Annotated in this window: 16 protein-coding genes and 3 pseudogenes; 4 read left to right on the top strand and 15 right to left on the bottom strand. The window is 61.4% G+C overall.

Annotation, left to right across the window (positions count from 1 at the left end):
* Positions 1–31: 31 nt before the first annotated feature.
* The 5 genes from nusB to AC0L7P_RS08470 all read right to left on the bottom strand — a co-directional run bounded on the left by nusB (position 32) and on the right by AC0L7P_RS08470 (position 3,390).
* Positions 32–496: a transcription antitermination factor NusB gene (nusB, locus tag AC0L7P_RS08490; RefSeq protein WP_473435304.1), complete on the bottom strand. Its 465-nt coding sequence runs from the start codon at positions 494–496 to the stop codon at positions 32–34.
* Entirely contained in the window at positions 493–1,029 is a 537-nt protein-coding gene (locus tag AC0L7P_RS08485) for a 6,7-dimethyl-8-ribityllumazine synthase (protein ID WP_473435303.1), read from the bottom strand. Before AC0L7P_RS08485 ends, nusB begins: the two co-directional genes overlap by 4 nt.
* On the bottom strand, positions 1,029–2,129 hold the full coding sequence (gene ribB, locus AC0L7P_RS08480) for a 3,4-dihydroxy-2-butanone-4-phosphate synthase (RefSeq protein WP_473435302.1): 1,101 nt from the start codon (positions 2,127–2,129) through the stop codon (positions 1,029–1,031). Before ribB ends, AC0L7P_RS08485 begins: the two co-directional genes overlap by 1 nt.
* A gap of 171 nt (positions 2,130–2,300) precedes the next feature.
* Positions 2,301–2,756, bottom strand: a complete 456-nt coding sequence (locus AC0L7P_RS08475) for a hypothetical protein (RefSeq protein ID WP_473435301.1) — start codon at positions 2,754–2,756, stop codon at positions 2,301–2,303.
* Between the two features lie 31 nt (positions 2,757–2,787).
* Positions 2,788–3,390, bottom strand: coding sequence for a riboflavin synthase (locus tag AC0L7P_RS08470; protein ID WP_473435300.1), 603 nt, complete (start codon positions 3,388–3,390; stop codon positions 2,788–2,790).
* 188 nt (positions 3,391–3,578) lie between these two features.
* On the opposite strand from AC0L7P_RS08470, the gene AC0L7P_RS08465 reads away from it, so the two are divergent.
* The 3 genes and pseudogenes from AC0L7P_RS08465 to AC0L7P_RS08455 all read left to right on the top strand — a co-directional run.
* Positions 3,579–4,865, top strand: coding sequence for a capsule biosynthesis protein (locus AC0L7P_RS08465; protein WP_473435299.1), 1,287 nt, complete (start codon positions 3,579–3,581; stop codon positions 4,863–4,865).
* Between the two features lie 91 nt (positions 4,866–4,956).
* On the top strand, positions 4,957–6,099 hold the full coding sequence (locus tag AC0L7P_RS08460; protein ID WP_473435298.1) for a polysaccharide biosynthesis/export family protein: 1,143 nt from the start codon (positions 4,957–4,959) through the stop codon (positions 6,097–6,099).
* Between the two features lie 45 nt (positions 6,100–6,144).
* Positions 6,145–8,145: pseudogene (locus AC0L7P_RS08455) on the top strand (capsular polysaccharide biosynthesis protein); the annotation flags it as partial.
* Here the strand turns inward: AC0L7P_RS08455 and AC0L7P_RS08450 are convergent.
* The 10 genes and pseudogenes from AC0L7P_RS08450 to AC0L7P_RS08405 all read right to left on the bottom strand — a co-directional run bounded on the left by AC0L7P_RS08450 (position 8,113) and on the right by AC0L7P_RS08405 (position 16,884).
* A complete protein-coding gene (locus AC0L7P_RS08450) occupies positions 8,113–8,661 on the bottom strand; it encodes a RibD family protein (protein ID WP_473435297.1) in 549 nt (182 codons plus the stop codon). The pseudogene AC0L7P_RS08455 and the gene AC0L7P_RS08450 overlap by 33 nt on opposite strands.
* Positions 8,658–8,927: a hypothetical protein gene (locus AC0L7P_RS08445; RefSeq protein ID WP_473435296.1), complete on the bottom strand. Its 270-nt coding sequence runs from the start codon at positions 8,925–8,927 to the stop codon at positions 8,658–8,660. The genes AC0L7P_RS08450 and AC0L7P_RS08445 overlap by 4 nt, the downstream gene beginning before the upstream one ends.
* 16 nt (positions 8,928–8,943) lie before the next feature.
* Positions 8,944–9,216: a hypothetical protein gene (locus AC0L7P_RS08440; RefSeq protein ID WP_473435295.1), complete on the bottom strand. Its 273-nt coding sequence runs from the start codon at positions 9,214–9,216 to the stop codon at positions 8,944–8,946.
* Positions 9,213–9,680 (bottom strand): transcriptional regulator NrdR, encoded by a 468-nt coding sequence (nrdR, locus tag AC0L7P_RS08435; RefSeq protein ID WP_473435294.1) that lies wholly within the window; start codon positions 9,678–9,680, stop codon positions 9,213–9,215. The genes AC0L7P_RS08440 and nrdR overlap by 4 nt, the downstream gene beginning before the upstream one ends.
* A 105-nt stretch (positions 9,681–9,785) precedes the next feature.
* A complete protein-coding gene (locus AC0L7P_RS08430; protein WP_473435293.1) occupies positions 9,786–10,199 on the bottom strand; it encodes a secondary thiamine-phosphate synthase enzyme YjbQ in 414 nt (137 codons plus the stop codon).
* Entirely contained in the window at positions 10,196–10,582 is a 387-nt protein-coding gene (locus tag AC0L7P_RS08425) for a hypothetical protein (RefSeq protein WP_473435292.1), read from the bottom strand. Before AC0L7P_RS08425 ends, AC0L7P_RS08430 begins: the two co-directional genes overlap by 4 nt.
* 84 nt (positions 10,583–10,666) lie before the next feature.
* Positions 10,667–10,945 (bottom strand): HlyU family transcriptional regulator, encoded by a 279-nt coding sequence (locus tag AC0L7P_RS08420; RefSeq protein WP_473435291.1) that lies wholly within the window; start codon positions 10,943–10,945, stop codon positions 10,667–10,669.
* A gap of 10 nt (positions 10,946–10,955) precedes the next feature.
* Positions 10,956–12,966 (bottom strand): annotated as a pseudogene (rpoD, locus tag AC0L7P_RS08415) (RNA polymerase sigma factor RpoD).
* A gap of 168 nt (positions 12,967–13,134) precedes the next feature.
* Positions 13,135–14,949, bottom strand: a complete 1,815-nt coding sequence (gene dnaG / locus AC0L7P_RS08410; protein WP_473435290.1) for a DNA primase — start codon at positions 14,947–14,949, stop codon at positions 13,135–13,137.
* A gap of 304 nt (positions 14,950–15,253) precedes the next feature.
* Positions 15,254–16,884: pseudogene (locus AC0L7P_RS08405) on the bottom strand (chloride channel protein).
* A 320-nt stretch (positions 16,885–17,204) separates the two neighbouring features.
* On the opposite strand from AC0L7P_RS08405, the gene AC0L7P_RS08400 reads away from it, so the two are divergent.
* Positions 17,205–18,458 carry an Hsp70 family protein gene (locus tag AC0L7P_RS08400; protein ID WP_473435289.1) on the top strand — a complete coding sequence of 418 codons (1,254 nt, stop codon included), beginning with the start codon at positions 17,205–17,207 and terminating at the stop codon, positions 18,456–18,458.
* The last annotated feature ends 21 nt before the right edge of the window (positions 18,459–18,479 follow it).

Here is an 18,479-nt window from a genome sequence, read left to right as displayed (position 1 = left end):
TTTTGATTGGCGCCCGGCGGCAGCGGAACGCCTAGCTGAACGCGTCGGGGCGGGCTTCGCGGGCCATGTGATCGAGAACGCCGTTCACGAATTTGGGCTCGCGACCATCGGGAAAGAACGCCTTGGCCACATCGACATATTCGGTGATCGCCACCCGTGGCGGCGTGTCGCCGCCGATCAGTTCGGCCCCGGCGGCACGAAACAGCGCCCGCAGGGTCGGGTCGATCCGGGCGATGGGCCATTTCGCCACCAGGGCCCGGTTGGTCATCTGGTCGATCTTGGCCTGATTGTTCACGGCATCATCCAGCAGGCGGCGGAAATGGGTCACGTCGCCTTCGATCATCTCGTCGCCCTCATAGATGGCGCCGAACCGGTGATTTTCGAACTCGGCGCGCACCTTTTCGATGGTCAGGGACGAATGCTCCATCTGGAACAACGCCTGAACCGCATAAAGCCGCGAGGCCGATTTCATCTGTCTTTTGGTCGGGGATGTCATGCGTTTGTCGAACCGTCCGTCTCACCTGCCAGGCGGTAACTGCCCGGTTGAAATCCTATGCCCTTGGGCGTGCGCGCCCATTTGCGCGACAGGGCCACCAAATGCAACGCTGCCGCAGCGGCACCGCCGCCCTTGTCCTGTTCCCCTGCCCGCACTGCCGCCTGAGCATGGTTTTCCACGGTCAGGATACCATTGCCGATGCAGCACCCATCCAGCCCCAACAGCGTGAGCGCGCGGGAACTGTCGTTGCAGACCGTATCATAATGGGTGGTTTCGCCCCGGATCACGCAACCCAGCGCGACGAAACCGTCAAAATTGCTGGTGCGTTGGGCGATGCGGATGGCGGTGGGCACCTCAAGCGCGCCGGGCACTTCGATCAGATCGAATGTGCCACCGACGCTTTCGATCATCGCCTTTGCCCCGGCGACCAGATCATCGGCGATGTCCTTGTAATACGGCGCCACGACAATGAGCAGTTTCACCGGCTCATCGAACGCGGGCATGGGCGGGGTGTAATGGGCGGTTCCGGCCATTATCCGATCTCCGATATCTTGCGGGTGCCTGTGATTTCAAGGCCATAGGCATCAAGCCCGACAACCTTGGGCTGGGGCGAATTGGACAGCAGGATCAGCCGGGAAATGCCCAGCGATGACAGGATCTGCGCGCCCAGACCATATTGACGCAGGGTTTGGGGCGATACTTCGTTTTCTGCCGACAGCTTCATGTGCAGGTCACGCAGCAGCACCAGCACCCCGCGCCCCTCAGCCGCGATCATTTCCATCGCATCGCCAAATTCGCGCGCCCGCCCGGCCCCGCCAATGCCGATCACATCCAGCATCGGGTCAAGCGCGTGCATGCGCACCAGCACCGGATCGTCGCCCGAGGGATCACCCTTGATCAAGGCGATATGTTCGGCGCCCTGGGTTTCGTCGGTATAGATCCGCATGGTCCATTCGCCGCCAAATTCGCTTTGAACCACCTGTTCCTTTTGAACACGCACCAGATTGTCGTAACGGCGGCGATAGGCGATCAGATCGGAGATCGTCCCGATTTTCAGGCCGTGCCGCTGGGCGAAAGCCACCAGATCGGGCAGGCGCGCCATGGTGCCGTCGTCATTCATGATTTCACAGATCACACCGGCGGGTTTCTTGCCCGCGAGGCGCGCGATATCCGTGGCCGCCTCGGTATGACCGGCACGCACCAACACGCCACCTTCGCGGGCGCGCAGGGGAAAGACGTGGCCCGGGGTGGCGATATCGGCGCCGGTTTTGGTTTCATCGATGGCGGTGGCAACAGTCAGCGCCCGGTCATGGGCGGAAATGCCGGTGGTCACGCCTTCGCGGGCCTCGATGCTGATGGTGAAGGCGGTTTCGTGGCGCGATGAGTTGTGGGTGGACATCAACGGCAAGCCGAGCGCGTCAAGCCGAGCGCCCGGCAGGGTCAGGCAGATCAGACCGCGCCCATGGGTGGCCATGAAATTCACCATTTCAGGGGTGGCCATTTCGGCGGGGATCACCAGATCGCCCTCATTTTCGCGGTCTTCGTGATCGACCAGAATGAACATGCGCCCGTTGCGCGCATCCTCGATGATCTCTTCGATGGACGACACGGCGTCGTGGTAATGATCGGTCATGGCGGCTCCTACGCTTGGGCGCGCAATAGCGCAGGTCACGGGCAAAGGCCAGCGCTCAAACCGCTGTTGCGTTGCCGTTATCGCCACCAAAGAACCGATCCTGCGGAACATAGCCCGCCAGACCTGCCGCACCGGCCCATTCCCGCTCGAATGCGACATCGCCAATCAGGATCACACCATCAGCGGGCAGGCCCCGGTCGCGCAGGACCGAAAGCAAACCGGCCCGTTGATCGCGCCAAAGCGCAAAGGGGCGGGGGCCGGATGGGCGGCGTCGAGAGGTTCGCCCGGTGCCACGGCCATATGGGGTGGGTGCAACAGGACGGTGCGATCACAGGCCACCCGGTGCAGATGCGCCGCCCGTTCGGGTGGCATTTTCTGGCTGGCCAGATGCAAACGCAAAGCGTTGGAGGAAAACAGAAACCCGATGATATCGCGCCCGGACGTGGCGCGCACGGTGGCATAGGTGCGATAATCCAGCCCGATTTCCTTTGCCCGCGCCACCCGGCGGCGGATCACATTCAGCGGAAGCTGCGGCAGCAGATCGCGCCGCGCCTTGGCCCAGGCATGACGGCGAAATCCCTGCCCCGGCTCCATCGACGGGCCGTTGTTATGTCCCAGGTTGCTCATCGTTCCCTCCGGTCACTTTTCGCTTTTGCGATCACGCGAATTCCTGCAAGCGGGCCACATAGCGCGCCATTGTGTCGATTTCGATGTTCACGGCATCGCCCACGGCCACGGCGCCCCAGGTGGTGGCGATTTTAGTGTGGGGGATGAAATTGATCCCGAAGGATGCGCCATCAACCTCGTTCACCGTCAGGGATGTGCCGTTGAGCGCGACCGAGCCTTTTGGCGCGATGAACCGGGCCAGAGCCCCGGGCGCGCGCAGGGTCACGCGGGTGCTGTCGCCCTCGTCCTGCATGGCGGTGATTTCGGCTACGCCATCCACGTGACCGGACACGATATGCCCGCCCAGTTCATCCCCGACCTTCAGCGCCCGTTCCAGATTGATCCGCTTGCCAAGAGGCCAGCCGTTACGCCCGATGTTCGTCGCGCCCACGGTTTCGGCGGAAATCTGTACGTCGAACCAGGGCTGCGGCGCAGTGCCAAGGGCCACGACCGTCAGGCACACCCCGTCACAGGCGATCGAGGCGCCGATGTCGATGCCCTCCACATCGTATCCGGTGGCGATGCGGGCGCGCAGATCGCCCTGCTGCTCTACTTCAAGAATACTGCCGATATCGGTGATGATGCCTGTAAACATGCCGGTCTCCTTGTCGTGTTCAGTGCTAATGCGGCCATTGCGACAACTCAAGTGTCACAAATAGGCAAAGATCGGCCCGACAATGCCCCTCTGTTGACATTTCCTTGTCGAATTTCGGGACAATGATTGGCACGTTGGGCCATGGTCTCTGGCTCGCGAACAATTCCACCCAAAGGGTACACCGCCAGATGAGCAAACCCGACAACCGCCATTTCCTGTTTCTGCAAGGGCCCCATGGGCCGTTCTTTGCGCGCCTGTCGCGGATGCTGCGGGCCGCGGGGGCAAAAACATGGCGAGTGGGGTTCAACCGCGGGGATCAGTTTTTCTGGCACGACCCCACCCATTTTCACGCCTATACCGATACGCCCGAGGCCTGGCCCGACAGGTTTTGCGCCCTGCTCGACCGGCATGCCATCACGGATATTGTCATCTATGGCGATACCCGCCCGATTCATGCGCAGGCCATCGCATGCGCCCGGGCGCGCGGCATCATGGTGCATGTGTTTGAGGAAGGATACCTGCGCCCCTATTGGGTGACCTATGAACGGGGCGGCTCCAACGGCAATTCGGCACTGATGCACACCTCGATCGGCGACATGCAGCATGCGCTGGCCAATGCCGAGCTGGACCAACCCGAGGCACCGGCCCAGTGGGGCGACATGCGTCACCATATCTTTTATGGCGCCACCTATCATGCCTTCGTCATGCTGGCCAATCGCCGATATGCCAATTTCCGCCCCCACCGCGCCCAGACCGTCACGCAGGAATTTCGCCTTTACCTCAAACGCTTGATGCTGATGCCGATGCTTTGGGCCGACCGTGTGGTTGCGACCATGCGCATCCGTGGCGGCGGATTTCCCTATCACCTCGCCTTGCTGCAACTTGAGCATGACAGCAATTTCCAACAGCATTCGCCCTTTTCCGGCACCCGCGATTTTCTGCAACTGGTGATTGAAGGGTTTGCCAAAGGCGCCCCCACCCATCACCACCTTGTGTTCAAGGCGCACCCCCTTGAGGATGGGCGCGTTCCTCAGCGGCGCGATGTGCGTGCCGTCGCGCGTCAGTACGGCGTTGAAAACCGGGTGCATTATGTGCGGGGCGGCAAGTTGGCGCAACTTCTCGACCATGCGCGCAGTGCCGTGACGGTGAATTCAACCGCCGCGCAACAGGTGCTGTGGCGCGGATTGCCGCTCAAGGTGTTTGGTAAGGCGGTTTATGCCAAACCCGAGTTTGTCAGCACCCAGCCAATCGCCGAATTCTTTGTGCAACCCACCCGCCCCGACAGCCGCGCCTATCGCGACTATCGCCATTATCTTCTTGAAACCAGCCAGATTCCCGGCGGTTTCTATTCCACCTCGGGGCGGCGGCAATTGCTGCGTCAGGTGGTCGATATGATGCTGGCCGAGGACGATCCCTATGATGCGCTGACACGGGGCACAGCGGCACCAAGGCAACAGTTGCGTATCGTGAAATAGCCAACCTGCCCGGAGGAGTAGATTTTCCCTCGGTTTCCCCGTAGCTTACAAAAAAACTTGAGGCAGAAACATAGGTCGAGGAGACCGAGCAGTGAAAATCAAGGGATCGCGCTGGGCGAAGTCCGTCGCCCTGGCCGCGCTTGTGGCCACCGTTGCAAGCTGCGGCTTGCCCCGTTCTGGCCCGACCAAGCAGGAAATTTTCGAAGGGTCCGTTCAAAGATCGGGCGATGCATTTGTCGTGACCGTGAATGATCGTGTGACCCGCGCCACGTCTGTAACCCCCGCGCTGGGGTTTTCCGATGCGTTGCAAAACGCCGGAATCGTTGGCTCTGACACCATCGCGCCGGGCGACACCCTGGGTTTGACGGTTTTTGAAAACGTCGACGACGGGTTGTTGGTGCCCCAGGGCGCGCCATCCGCCGTGTTGGACGAGGTGCAGGTCGATGGTGCGGGATACATTTTCGTGCCCTACGCCGGGCGGATCCGGGCCGCCGGCAATTCGCCTGAAACAATCCGCCGCCTGATTACGTCAAAGCTCGACAGTCAAACACCCGATCCGCAGGTGCAGGTGCGCCGTTTGGCCGGCGATGGGGCGACAGTTTCGGTTTCCGGTGGGGTTGGCGCGCAGGGCGTCTATGCCATTCAGCGGCCCACCCGCACGCTTTCGGCAATGCTGGCGCGCGCCGGTGGCATTTCCATTCCCACCGAAATTGCGCAGGTGACGCTTATCCGCGGCAGCCAAAAGGGCAAGGTCTGGTTCGCCGATCTCTATCAGGATCCGCGGCTCGACATCGCCCTGCGCGGGGGCGACCGTATTCTGGTCGAAGAAGATTCGCGTTCCTTCACCGCCTTGGGGGCCACCGGCACCCAGAACCGCGTGCCGTTTGAATCCCAGACCATCAGCGCGATCGAGGCCTTGGCCCAGGTTGGCGGTCTTTCCACATCTCTGGCCGATCCCACCGGCGTGTTCGTTTTCCGCAACGAACCGGCGGAGATCGCCAATCAGGTGTTGGGCCGCACGGACCTTCAGGGCGCACAGCGGATGGTCTATGTCCTTGATCTTACGGCGCCCACCGGCATGTTCGAGGCCCGCGATTTTGCGATCCGTGATCAGGATACGGTCTATGTGACCGAAGCGCCCTATGTGCAGTGGACCAAGGTTCTCAATGCTCTGACCGGCGCCGTGACCACCGTGGATTCCCTGAATAACCTGGGCTCGGGGTCGAGTGGCTGACCCAGCCCACCCCAGCGAAGATAACGCCGCCGGTGGGGTTTCCTCCCCCGGCGGCTTTTCGTTTATAATGGTGGTTTTCTGACCAAGCGGCGCATTCGCCGCATCCTGGCCCTGTCCGGCTGGAAGATATCTCTTGGCAAGCCGCGCGCGCAGGATTGGGTCGGTGTCTGGGGCAAATCCCCCACCTCGGCACGCGGCGAATCCGTGGCAAAAACCACGGGCGCGCCGATTCTGCGCGTTGAAGATGCCTTTTTACGGTCGGTCTTGCCGGGCCGCGCTGGCAGCCCGCCGTTGGGGTTGCATCTTGATACGCGCGGCGCGCATTTCGACAGCGCGCAACCATCTGATCTGGAGCATCTTCTTGCCACGCACCCCCTTGATGACACGGCCCTGCTGAACCGGGCACGGGATGCGATTATCCGGCTAAAGCGCGCGCATCTGAGCAAATACAACGCCTATGATCCCGCCAGCCCGCCGCCTGACCCCGGCTATGTTCTGGTAATCGACCAGACCCGTGGCGATGCCTCGATCCGCCATGGGGCCGGGTCGGAGGCGCTGTTTGATGAGATGCTCGCATTTGCACAAATCGAACATCCCGGCGCAAAAATCCTTTTGAAAACCCATCCTGAAACCACCCAAGGGCACAGAACCGGACATTACGGGCCAGATCACGAAGATGCGCGTACGTCCCTGTTTACCGCCGCCATTTCCCCCTGGGCACTGCTGGAGGGGGCCATCGCGGTCTATACTGTCACGTCGCAAATGGGGTTTGAGGCGATCCTCGCTGGCCACCGGCCCAGGGTGTTCGGACAACCGTTTTACGGCGGCTGGGGCCTCACCGCAGATGAGAACCCCTGCCCCAGACGCGAGCGGCGCCTGACGCGCGCGCAATTGTTCGCCGCGGCGATGATCCTCTATCCGGTCTGGTACAATCCGTTCACCGACCGGCTGTGCGATCTGGAAACCGCCATCGACGTGCTGGAGGCCGAGGTGCGTGCGTGGCGTGATGACCATTCCGGCCACGTGGCCAGCGGCATGCGCCTGTGGAAGCGCCGCCCGCTGCAACAGGTGTTCGGACGCCAGAAACGCCTTTTGTTTCAGGATGACGCCGCACGGGCCAGCACCCTTGCCGCGCGCACCGGACGCGGATTGCTGGTGTGGGCCGGCAAGGAAAGCGCGACGCACAAGGGGCGAATCCTGCGGGTCGAGGACGGCTTTTTGCGTTCGCGCGGGTTGGGGGCCACCCTTATCCCGCCCCTATCATTGGTCGCCGATGATCTTGGCATCTATTACGATCCCACCCGGCCATCGCGGCTGGAACAGATCATCACAGAATCGCGAATGCTGACGCCTACAGAAATCGAACATTCAGAGCGGATGATCGGCGAAATAAACCGCCATAAATTGTCTAAATACAATATTGGCGCCAATTCCGTTCCCACCCTCACGCCTGGCCACCGGATACTTGTTCCCGGGCAGGTCGAAGATGACGCATCAATCCGCAAGGGGTGCAACCACTGCGCCACGAACCTTGATCTGCTGCGCCACACATGCCGCGAAAACCCCAATGCGGTGATCATTTACAAACCGCACCCCGACGTCGAAGCGGGGTTGCGCGCGGGGCGGATCGAAACCGATATCGCACTGCAATATGCCACCCACGTCATCAATGGCGCCGACCCTGCGGCGCTGATCGCACTGGTAAACGAGGTCTGGACCATGACCTCGCTTTTGGGGTTCGAAGCCTTGTTGCGCGGCGTACCGGTGACCACCCTTGGCGCGCCATTCTACGCCGGTTGGGGCCTGACCCGTGACCTGGGCGACATCCCGGCGCGGCGCAAAGCACGCCCGACGCTGGCGCAACTGGCCCATGCCACGCTGATCGGTTATCCGCGTTATCACGACCCGGTCACCAATATGCCCTGCCCCGTCGAGGTGGTCATGGTCCGCCTTGCCACCGGCATTGTACCGCACCCCGGACGGGCCAATCGCCTTTTGGCCAAGGCTCAGGGGTTATTGGCCAGTCGCGCCCACCTGTGGCGCTAGGCGCCATTCGGCCATCACGTCACCGCCAACGCTGCGCAGCCGGTCCAACGTGAACCGCGGCCCCTCTGCCAGCACCGTGATCCCCATATCCCCAAGCGAAGGCCGCCCTTCGGCCCCCAGTGCCAGACCGGCCGTGAACCCGATCAACCGATCCACCAGCCCCGCCCGCAACATCGAAGCCGCCAGCCTCCCGCCGCCTTCGCACAATACCCGGGTCAGCCCCGCCGCACCAAGGGCATGCAACGCCTGCGTGGGGTCAATCGGGCCGTTCCCCGGCACCTTGAACGTGCGCGCACCCATGCGGTGCCAGGGCGCCACATCGGCCCCCGGTCCATGGACAAGCCACAAGGGAACATCTCTCGCCGACCGGGCCAGCCGGCCATCGCGGGGCAGATCCAGCATGGCCGACAGCACCACGCGCACCGGTTGCGCAACGGTGCCAAAACCGCGCACATCAAGGCTGGGGTCATCCGCACGGGCCGTTCCGCCTCCGATCAGCACTGCGTCATGGTTCATCCGCAGGGCATGCACCCGGCGCCGGGCCAGCGCGCCGGTGATCCACCGGGATCCCCCGTGGCCGTGGCAATGCGCCCGTCAAAACTGTTGGCCAGTTTCAGCGTAACCATAGGGCGCAACAGATTGATACGTGACAGAAAACCCATCTGATCGCGGCGCGCCTGATCGGCACAGATACCGATATCAACGATAATCCCGGCGGCGCGCAGCATCGCAAACCCGCGGCCAGACACCCGTTTATCGGGATCGCCCAGGGCACAGACCACGCGGGCAATCCCGGACTCAATCAGGGCTTGCGCACAGGGGGGTCTGGCCGTGATGGGCGCAGGGTTCAAGCGTGACATAAGCCGTCGCGCCGCGCGCCGCCTGCCCCGCCTGTGCCAGCGCCATCGTTTCGCCGTGGGGCCGCCCGCCCGGTTGGGTCCAACCGCGCCCGACAACGCGGCCACCCGCGACAATCACGCATCCCACCGCAGGGTTGGGCCAACAGCGCCCCAGCCCCCTCTGCCCCAAGGTGAGGGCGTGGGCCATGTGGCGCAGATCTTCGGCGCTCACGTGTCGGGGGGACGTTGGGGCGCAGGCTCGCTCACGAACTTATCGAAGTCATCGGCGGCCTGAAAGTTTTTGTAAACGCTGGCAAACCGGACATAGGCGACGGTGTCGATGCGCGCCAGACTTTCCATCACGATCTCACCGATCACCTTTGACGGGATGTCAGTGTCGCCCAGGGATTCCAGCCGCCGCACTATGCCACTTATCATCTGGTCCATCCGCTCTGGCTCAACCGGGCGTTTTTGCAGGGCAATGCGGATCGAACGCTCCAGCTTGTCCCGGTCGAAATCTTCGCGCCGGCCATTGGTTTTGATCACCACCAGATCGCGCAGTTGCACCCTTTCGTAGGTGGTGAACCGGCCACCGCAGGCCGGGCAGAACCGCCGCCGCCGGATCGCCACATGATCTTCGGCAGGACGCGAGTCTTTCACCTGCGTATCAATATTCCCGCAAAACGGACACCGCATCTATGTTGGCCCCTTCCCGTCATTTCCCACCGCAGTTATAGGGAAACCGCCAGACCTTGGGTAGAGGCGTTGAGCATCACCAGATGTAGGTGTTGCAGCCGGGATTCACTGTAGCGCGGCGGCGATCTGGCGTCGGTGCGGGGCATCGCGGTGTTCAAACAGATAGATACCCTGCCAGCGGCCCAAAACCATGCGCCCGTTGCGCACCGGAATGCTCAGACTGACCGGCAAAAGCGCGGCCTTGATATGGGCCGGCATGTCATCGGGGCCTTCATAGGTATGGGTCAGATAGGCCATCGCGGGATCGGTGGTTGGTGGAACGAGGCGGGCGAAAAACGCCGCCAGATCGGTCTGCACCTCGGGGTCGGCGTTTTCCTGAATAAGCAGGGAACACGACGTATGGCGCACGAACAGGCTCAGAACACCATCGCCCGCCACCCAATCACGCAGTTGATCCGTTAGCTCATACAGGCCCTGCCCGCGCGTCGGAACCTCAAAATCCCCGTGACGGGTGGTCATTGGGTGGGGAACAACGCGGCGTCACACAGGCTGCGCGCGTGGGCGATCGAGATACCGCCTCCGGTGGCGCCGAACGTGGCAAGGCCGGTTCTGCGCGCGGCCGCGCTGGGTGAAAGTGAAAATGAAATACCCTGACCCGCGCGGCGCGGCGGTTCCGAACTGCGATAAAGAGTGGCCGCAGGCGATTGATTCAAAACCTTTTCGGCGTATTCCCCCGCCGCACACCAAAAGGCACGCGCACCGGATTTGCCGTGATAAGCCACGTTGAACCCCTGCCCCTGCGGTTCAACAATCAGATCGTTGGACGCCACAAAAGCAGCGGCAGGGCTGACGGCGAACCCGGCGCAGATAATGGCCGGGGCGACACAGGCGAGAAAACGCATGAAATTTCCTTTCGGTTGCCCATAGGATGGGGTGTCATCGCCCGCAATCAAGCACGCCCGGGGAAATATATCTCGCGATCCTGCTTAGCCGAAAATTTTGTCGCCCTGTTCGTCAATCAGCATTTTCGCTTTTGCAACAGAGGCTTCTGCGGCGGACTCGGCGCTTTCCAATGTATCGGCACGCACCATTTTGTGACTCTTGGTCACGCCTTCAATGTCCTTTTCAATCCGGGCCGCGATGCGCCAGCGCCCGCCCTCATTGATCGGTTCGGCGTGGATGGCAAAGCCGTCGTGAATTTCTGCGGGCGCGGCTGGGGCACTGCTGCTACCGCCACCCCCGAACAATCGTGACCAAAATGACACGGCTGACCTCCTATTGATCCAGGAATGAACGCAGTTTGCGTGACCGGCTGGGGTGTTTCAGTTTGCGCAACGCCTTGGCTTCGATCTGGCGGATGCGCTCGCGGGTCACGCTGAACTGCTGACCGACCTCTTCGAGCGTGTGATCGGTGTTCATGCCAATGCCAAAACGCATGCGCAACACGCGCTCTTCGCGCGGGGTGAGCGAGGCGAGAACCCGGGTCGTGGTTTCCTTCAGGTTTTCCTGAATGGCCGAATCCAGGGGCAGAACCGCGTTCTTGTCTTCGATGAAGTCGCCAAGCTGACTGTCTTCCTCATCCCCGATGGGGGTTTCCAGCGAAATCGGTTCCTTGGCGATTTTCATCACCTTGCGGACCTTTTCCAAAGGCATCTGAAGCTTTTCAGCCAGTTCCTCGGGCGTCGGTTCACGGCCGATTTCATGGAGCATCTGGCGCCCGGTGCGCACCAGTTTGTTGATCGTTTCGATCATATGCACCGGAATACGGATCGTGCGGGCCTGATCGGCAATGGACCGGGTGATCGCCTGACGAGATCCACCAAGTGGCGTAGGTGCTGAATTTATAGCCCCGCCGATATTCGAATTTGTCCACCGCCTTCATCAGGCCGATGTTACCTTCCTGAATAAGATCAAGGAATTGCAAGCCGCGGTTCGTGTACTTTTTCGCGATCGAAATCACCAGACGCAGGTTCGCCTCGACCATTTCCTTTTTGGCCTGACGCGCCTCTTTTTCGCCCTTCTGCACCTGCTGCACGATGCGGCGGAATTCGCTGATGTCGACGCCCACATATTGGCCGACCTGGGCCATTTCGCCGCGCAGTTCATCAACCTTCCCGGACGAACGTTCGATAAATGCCTGCCAGCCCCGGCCCGATTTCTCGGCCATCTTTTCCATCCAGGTCGGGTCGAGCTCGTATCCGCGATAGGCGTCGATGAATTCGCGGCGGTTGATGCGCGCCTGATCGGCCAGTTTCACAAGGCTGGAATCAATCGACATGATCTTGCGGTTGATGCCGTAAAGCTGATCAATCAGCGCCTCGATACGGTTGTTGTGCAGGTGAAGTTCATTCACCAACAACACGATTTCACTGCGTAATTTCTGATATTCGGCTTCGGCGCCTTCGGTGAAACTGTTGTCTTCGTTCAGGGTTGCGGACATCCGCAAATCCTGCATTTCCGACAGTTTGGCGTAATCGTGGGCAATGACCTCAAGCATTTCCAGAACGCGGGGTTTCAGCGCGCTTTCCATTGCCGCAAGCGACATATTGGCCTGTTCGTCGTCGTCGTCATCATCATCGGCCTGGGAAATCGGGTTTCCGTCGGCGTCCAGCTCGGGTTGGTTCGATTCGTCCTTGGCGGGGGCGGGTGTGGCGGTGGCAGTGGCGGCCACATTCAGGGCGCCGGGCACGACGGCCTCATCGTCGTCATCCTCGCCCATGGAGCGGCCAAAGGTGGTTTCAAGATCAATAACGTCGCGCAACAGAATGTCTTCGTTCAACAATTCGTCGCGCCAGATGGTAATCGCCTGAAATGTCAGCGGGCTTTCGCACAGGCCCGCAATCATCGTGTTGCGCCCGGCCTCGATCCGCTTGGCGATGGCGATTTCGCCCTCGCGCGACAACAGTTCGACCGACCCCATTTCGCGCAGATACATGCGCACCGGATCGTCGGTACGGTCCAGCTTTTCGGTTTCCGACGACGACAGAACCATATCGCGGGCCCCTGACGTTGTGGTCAGTTCGGTCGCGCCCTTGTTCTCTTCTTCTTCGGTTTCTTCGTCTTCGATGATGTTGATGCCCATTTCGGACAGCATCGACATCACATCTTCGATCTGTTCCGAAGACACCTGTTCCGGTGGCAGAACCTGATTCAGCTGGTCATAGGTAATATACCCCTTTTCCCGCGCTTCAGCGATCATCTTTTTGACAGCGGCCTGGCTCATGTCCAGACCTTCATTGTCCTGATCGACCTGCTTGTTCCGGTCGTCGGTGTCTTTGGCGGCCATTCGGCACTCCTTCCACGGCGAAAACGATCTCGCGGGTGATGGCGAATCATCCATTGCGAATCACTGATCTCGCAACCCCTGCTTACTCTGCCCTGTTTACCGTTCCCTCACCGAGAGTCACGGCCTTACCCGGTTGTATTGTCTTTGTTGATCTGCGCCAGCAGCGAATCAAAGGCCAGACGTTCGTCCCGGCTGATCTCGCGCGCCATTGGCGCCGATCTCGAATTCTGTCTTGTCTTCGTTTTGCGCCCGCTCGGCCCGGTTGCGCGCTTCGGCGGCCTGACCAAGACGCCAGGTCGTGCCCTCATCTCCGGTTGCCTCTGCGTCACGCACCGCTTCTTCGATCTCGCGGCGCGCCCCACGCCGGGCATGCAGTTTGCTCAGTTCCTCGGCCACGCAGATCGCCGCGACATCGTCGTCACCCGGGCTGCGCACTGCGGGGCAGAGCGTGACATGGCGTGACAGAAGCAGCTTTTCAAGGGGCCCACGGCCAATGGCTTCGCGCATTTTTTCCCCCAAATCGTCAGCATCCATGTGGCGCAACAGCCCGGCGGCAATGCGGGCGTGATCCGGGTCGAGAAACTCCAACCGCTCCAGCGCGTCCTCGAACTGGGCGATCACGGCGGGATGGATCAGCAACACGGCCAGAATGACCGCCTCACGCAGCATCTCATCCATGGTCGAATTGCCCTGCGCCAGTTGCGAGGCCCGGGTTGCGGGCACCGCAACTTCGGGCGTGCCTTTGGGGTGCCAGACCCGCCCGCCGGGCTTGCGCGGGTTGAACAGCGCCCAGCGTTTTTCTTTGATTGCAGCGCCATAGTGGGTGCGGATATGTGGATCGGCGATTTTTCCGATGGCCGCACGCAAGGATTTATCCAGAGCCGCACGCCGTTCGGGGCTGTCGAATGTGCCCCCTTCGGTTTCGCGCTGCCACAGCAGATCAACCATGGGGCGCGCCTGATCCAGCAGCTTTTGCATCGCGCCCGCGCCCCGGGATTTCAACAGATCATCCGGGTCCATCCCCTGAGGCATCAGGCAGAACCGCAGCCCCTTGCCCGCCTCCAGCAGCGGCAACGCCACATCAATCACCCGCATGGCGGCCCGCAGGCCCGCGGTGTCGCCGTCCAGCGCGATCACCGGTTCGTCCGCGATGCGCCACATGAGGCGCAGCTGATCTTCGGTCACGGCGGTGCCGAGGGGGGCGATGGCGGCGGGAAATCCGGCCTCGGACAGGGCAATCACATCCATGTACCCCTCGGCCACGATCAGCGGCTGACCCTTGCCTGCCGCCTCGCGTGCGGGGGCGAAATTGAACAGGCTGCGGCCCTTGTCGAACAGTGGGGTTTCCGGTGAATTCAGATACTTGGCCTTGTCATCCGGGTCCATCGCCCGCCCGCCAAAGGCAATGGCGCGGCCCTGCGCATCGCGAATCGGAAACATGATCCGGTTGCGAAAGGTGTCATAGGGTTTCTTGCCTTGGCGCGACGGTTTCGCCAACCCGCATTCAACGATGAGATCCTCGGAAATACCCTTTGAAATCAGGGCGTCCCACAGGGATTGCCAGCCGGGCGGGGCGAACCCGATCTGCCAACGCTCTTGTGCTGCCGGGTCCAGCCCCCGACCCACCAGATAATCCCGCGCGCCAGTCGCCTGCCCGGTTTTCATTTGCAGGGAATAAAACTGAACCGCTTTCTCCATGACTTCAATAAGTTGGGTGCGTTTATCAGCCTTCTGCTGCGCCTGGGGGTCGCGGGCGGGCATGGGCATTCCGGCTTCACGCGCCAGAATCTCGACCGCTTCCATAAAGCCGACATTTTCGGTGTCTTTCACAAAGGAAATCGCATCGCCCTTGGCGTGGCAGCCAAAGCAATAATAATATCCTTTGCGGTCATCCACATGGAAAGAGGCGCTTTTTTCCTGGTGAAAGGGGCATGGCGCCCACATGTCGCCCTTGCCCTGGTTGGATTTGCGCGCATCCCACATCACCTTGCGCCCGACCACTTGCGAAAGAGAGGTGCGGGTTCTGAGGTCGTCGAGGAATCCGGGGGCAGGCTCATGGGTCTGATATTGGGGCAAATGAGGGAAGTGTCGAGTCTCGAATTGGCGATGCGCCGGAGGTCTGACTTATGGGCACAGTTTGGCACATCTGCGCCCGTGATTTAACCGATTCTTAGGGTTTCTGGTGCTAGGGTTGCTTAACGCGCGGTTTGGAAACACTTATTTCACCCTATTTCGGAGGAACCCGATACTGCTGATTCTGCCAATTCTTCTGTGCCTCTCGGGGGCATTACGAATGTTCCTCTGCGGCGGTTGCCGCCAGGGCGCGATTATAGGCGCGCAGGGCATCGACGTGGAACAACGCGCCCAGAATCTCGGGCGCCTCACCCGCCGCGCCGGTTTTCACCACCGGCAGGAACGGCCAGGGGGTTTCCTCAAACATCGGCAAGGCGGTTTTCAGGGTCGCATTTGCCTCGATCATATGACCCGCCTCGATCGCCTCCCATATTCCGTCATCCGGGGCCGCCCGGGGATCGTCGGGTTTGCGCATGACATTGGCCACCCGGAACATGCCCAGCAAATACGCCTGCGGCCCCTTGGACAGCGCGATATTGTCCCGTTCCAGTTGCGTCATGAAAAACGACCGATCGACCAACCGCGATGCGACGGCGGTGGACGACGACACCGCCACCATAACCGCCAGCCCGGTCTGCCAATCGCCGGTCAATTCAAAAACGATCAGCGTGGTCGATATCGGCCCTCCCAGAACGGCCGCCGCCACAGCCCCCATTCCCGCCAGCGCATAGAGCGTTTCCGACCCGCTCACATGGGGGAAAAACGACGTGGCGATCATGCCATAGGCCAACCCGGTCAACGCCCCGGTCATGAGAGCGGGCGAAAATACGCCCCCCCCATGCGCCCGCCAAAAGTGACGGCCACCGCCACAACCTTGACCACCGCAAACAGGATCGCCTGATACAAAAGCAGATTGCCCGTCAGAGCCAGAGAGGTCGTTTCATACCCCACGCCAATGATGTGCGGAAAGAAAATGGCCAGCGCCCCCAACAGCCCGCCAGCCAACGCAGGCCGCAAGGCCCGATGCAACCCCATGGCAGCTTGCAACCGGTCACCTTGGGTTTCGGCCCAAAAAATCGACCGCATCAACAACACTGCAACAATGCCACAAACCAACCCGAGAATGAGAAAGGCAGGAAGCTCGACATAAAAGGCCAGAACATCATCGCCACCAAGGGTGAATTCGGTCACATCGCCAAAGGACAGCCGGTTGATCACGGTTCCGGCAACCGATGCTATGAAAATGGGCGCAATGGCGTGAAAGGCAAAATGCCGCAGAACCACCTCCAGCGCAAAGATCGCACCTGCGATCGGCGTGTTGAAACTGGCCGAGATGGCCGCCGCCACGGCACACCCCAACAAATCGCGCCCGGTGATCCCATCGGCCTTGATCACCGTGCTGATCCAGGCGGAAATCACCGAGGCAAGGTGCACCACCGGCCCTTCGCGCCCCGACGACCCGCCCGACGACAGGGTGATCAGTGCGGCGAATGCACTGGCCAGCCCGGCACGTTTTTCGACCCGGCCATCGTGCAGGGCGGCGCCCTCGATCACATCGGACACCGCCCGCGCCCGGCCATCATTCGTGAACCGATGGAGAACCAACCCGACAATCAATCCGCCGGCCACCGGGATCAATACAATCCAGTACCACGCAAGGGTCCGCGCAAAACTGTGCAGATGCGCGACATCCTCTGTCCCATAAAGGGTCGCCTGAATCACGTTGATACCGGTGCGAAACCCGAGCGATGCCAAGCCCGCGGCGATGCCTACCAGCAAGGCCAAGACCCAAAACCGCGCCTGCCCTGCCCCGCGATGGCGCACCATTTGCCAACCGCGCGACATACCAGCCGCGGCACGGCGCGCGTATTTGGCCCTCGCGGGTCTTGATGATTGCGCCGGGCGCTCCATGCGCTCCCCCGTTTTCTATGCAGGCGGTTGCTCCTTTCGGGGCACATGCCCGGGCCATGCGGACAGACGGAACACAGCACCGCCCTGACGATTTCAGCGCAGTAGTTAGGGGATCAGGCGCAGGTGGGAAAGTCCGATCTCGCGGTTTCAAACCAATCGGGGCGGTATTTTCAACGAGATCGGCCCGCCTGTGTCCGGGGTTGCGCAAAGGCGCAGCCCGGGGTAGTGCGGCGACCTTTTCGAGGGGATGCGCGATGAACACTCTTGGTATCGATTTCGGAACGTCGAATTCGGCCTGTGGCGTGTTGGTGAACGGACGCCCCCATCTGATTGAGATTGAGCCGGGGGAAAAGACGCTGCCCACCTCGGTGTTTTTCGATTTTGACAATCGCCGCACGCTGTTCGGATCCCAGGCAAACCGCGCATTGATCGACGGCGCCGAAGGGCGGTTCATGCGGGCGCTGAAAAGCGTTCTGGGCACGGCACTGATGCGGGAACGGCGACAAATCCTGAATGAACAGATTGATTTCATTGATATCATCGCCCGTTTTCTGGGGCGCCTCAAGGCCGGAGCAGAAGCAGCGTGCCACGTGGAATTCCCCCATGCCGTGTCCGGGCGACCGGTCCATTTCCACTCGGCCAACCCGGCGCGGGATGCGCAGGCGGAAACGGATTTGCGCGAATGTTACAAGCGGGCCGGATTTCAATCGGTCCGCTTCATGTATGAACCAGAGGCAGCGGCACTGGCCAATGGCGCGGCGGGTGGCGGCCTGGGGTTGATCGTGGACATCGGTGGCGGCACGTCGGATTTCACCCTGTTTCGCGCCGCAAAAACAGGGGTCGAGGTGATCGCCAGCCACGGTGTGCGCATCGGCGGTACCAATTTCGACCGCGCGCTCAGCCTTGATCATGTCATGCCGTTTCTGGGCCATAACGCCTTGATCCGAAACACGTTCGGCAATGGCGCCCTGCCCGCGCCCAATGCATTGTTTCATGATCTGGCGACCTGGGAAAAAATCCCCTTCGTTTACGGCGCCCAAACCCTGCGCGATGTTCGGGCCATGGCACGCCAGGCGGTTGACCCGGTGCCGTTTGCGCGGCTTTTATCGGTGCTGGAAATGGAAACCGGCCACGACATCGCCTTTGCCGTCGAACGGGGCAAGATCGCGGCAAATGCCGGTGACGGGCGAATTGATCTGCGGGTGATCGAGCGTGCTCTTTCAGTGCCGCTGAGCCACGCGAACCTGGCCAGCTCCCTCAACACTTTGGCCGAAGGTATCCGGGCCTGCGCCGCTGAAACCTGCGCCATGGCCGGGGTCACCCCCGCCGCGGTAGAACAGGTGGTGTTCGTCGGCGGGTCGAGCTTGATGGATGTGGTGATCGCGGCGATGACCGACCTGTTTCCCGGCGCCAGTCAAAACCGGTCCGATCCATTCACCGGCGTCGTTGACGGGCTGGCCATCGCTTCGGCGCAACAATCAGGTGCCCCAACTGGCGATTCGCCCTGAAATCGGCATTCTGCCCATTGT

It is taken from the genome of Oceaniglobus sp. K40-3 (genome assembly GCF_055808395.1).
Note: the sequence above shows the minus strand (reverse complement) of the source record. Positions and strands in the feature narration are given on the sequence as shown.

Excerpts from the sequence above, each read along its gene's own strand:
- nrdR (WP_473435294.1), bottom strand. The coding sequence starts at position 9,680 with ATGCGGTGTCCGTTTTGCGGGAATATTGATACGCAGGTGAAAGACTCG.
- AC0L7P_RS08465 (WP_473435299.1), top strand. The coding sequence starts at position 3,579 with ATGAGCAAACCCGACAACCGCCATTTCCTGTTTCTGCAAGGGCCCCAT.
- nusB (WP_473435304.1), bottom strand. The coding sequence starts at position 496 with ATGACATCCCCGACCAAAAGACAGATGAAATCGGCCTCGCGGCTTTAT.
- AC0L7P_RS08470 (WP_473435300.1), bottom strand. The coding sequence starts at position 3,390 with ATGTTTACAGGCATCATCACCGATATCGGCAGTATTCTTGAAGTAGAG.
- AC0L7P_RS08475 (WP_473435301.1), bottom strand. The coding sequence starts at position 2,756 with ATGAGCAACCTGGGACATAACAACGGCCCGTCGATGGAGCCGGGGCAG.
- AC0L7P_RS08425 (WP_473435292.1), bottom strand. The coding sequence starts at position 10,582 with ATGCGTTTTCTCGCCTGTGTCGCCCCGGCCATTATCTGCGCCGGGTTC.
- AC0L7P_RS08430 (WP_473435293.1), bottom strand. The coding sequence starts at position 10,199 with ATGACCACCCGTCACGGGGATTTTGAGGTTCCGACGCGCGGGCAGGGC.
- dnaG (WP_473435290.1), bottom strand. The coding sequence starts at position 14,949 with ATGTGGGATGCGCGCAAATCCAACCAGGGCAAGGGCGACATGTGGGCG.
- ribB (WP_473435302.1), bottom strand. The coding sequence starts at position 2,129 with ATGACCGATCATTACCACGACGCCGTGTCGTCCATCGAAGAGATCATC.
- AC0L7P_RS08450 (WP_473435297.1), bottom strand. The coding sequence starts at position 8,661 with ATGAACCATGACGCAGTGCTGATCGGAGGCGGAACGGCCCGTGCGGAT.
- AC0L7P_RS08485 (WP_473435303.1), bottom strand. The coding sequence starts at position 1,029 with ATGGCCGGAACCGCCCATTACACCCCGCCCATGCCCGCGTTCGATGAG.
- AC0L7P_RS08400 (WP_473435289.1), top strand. The coding sequence starts at position 17,205 with ATGAACACTCTTGGTATCGATTTCGGAACGTCGAATTCGGCCTGTGGC.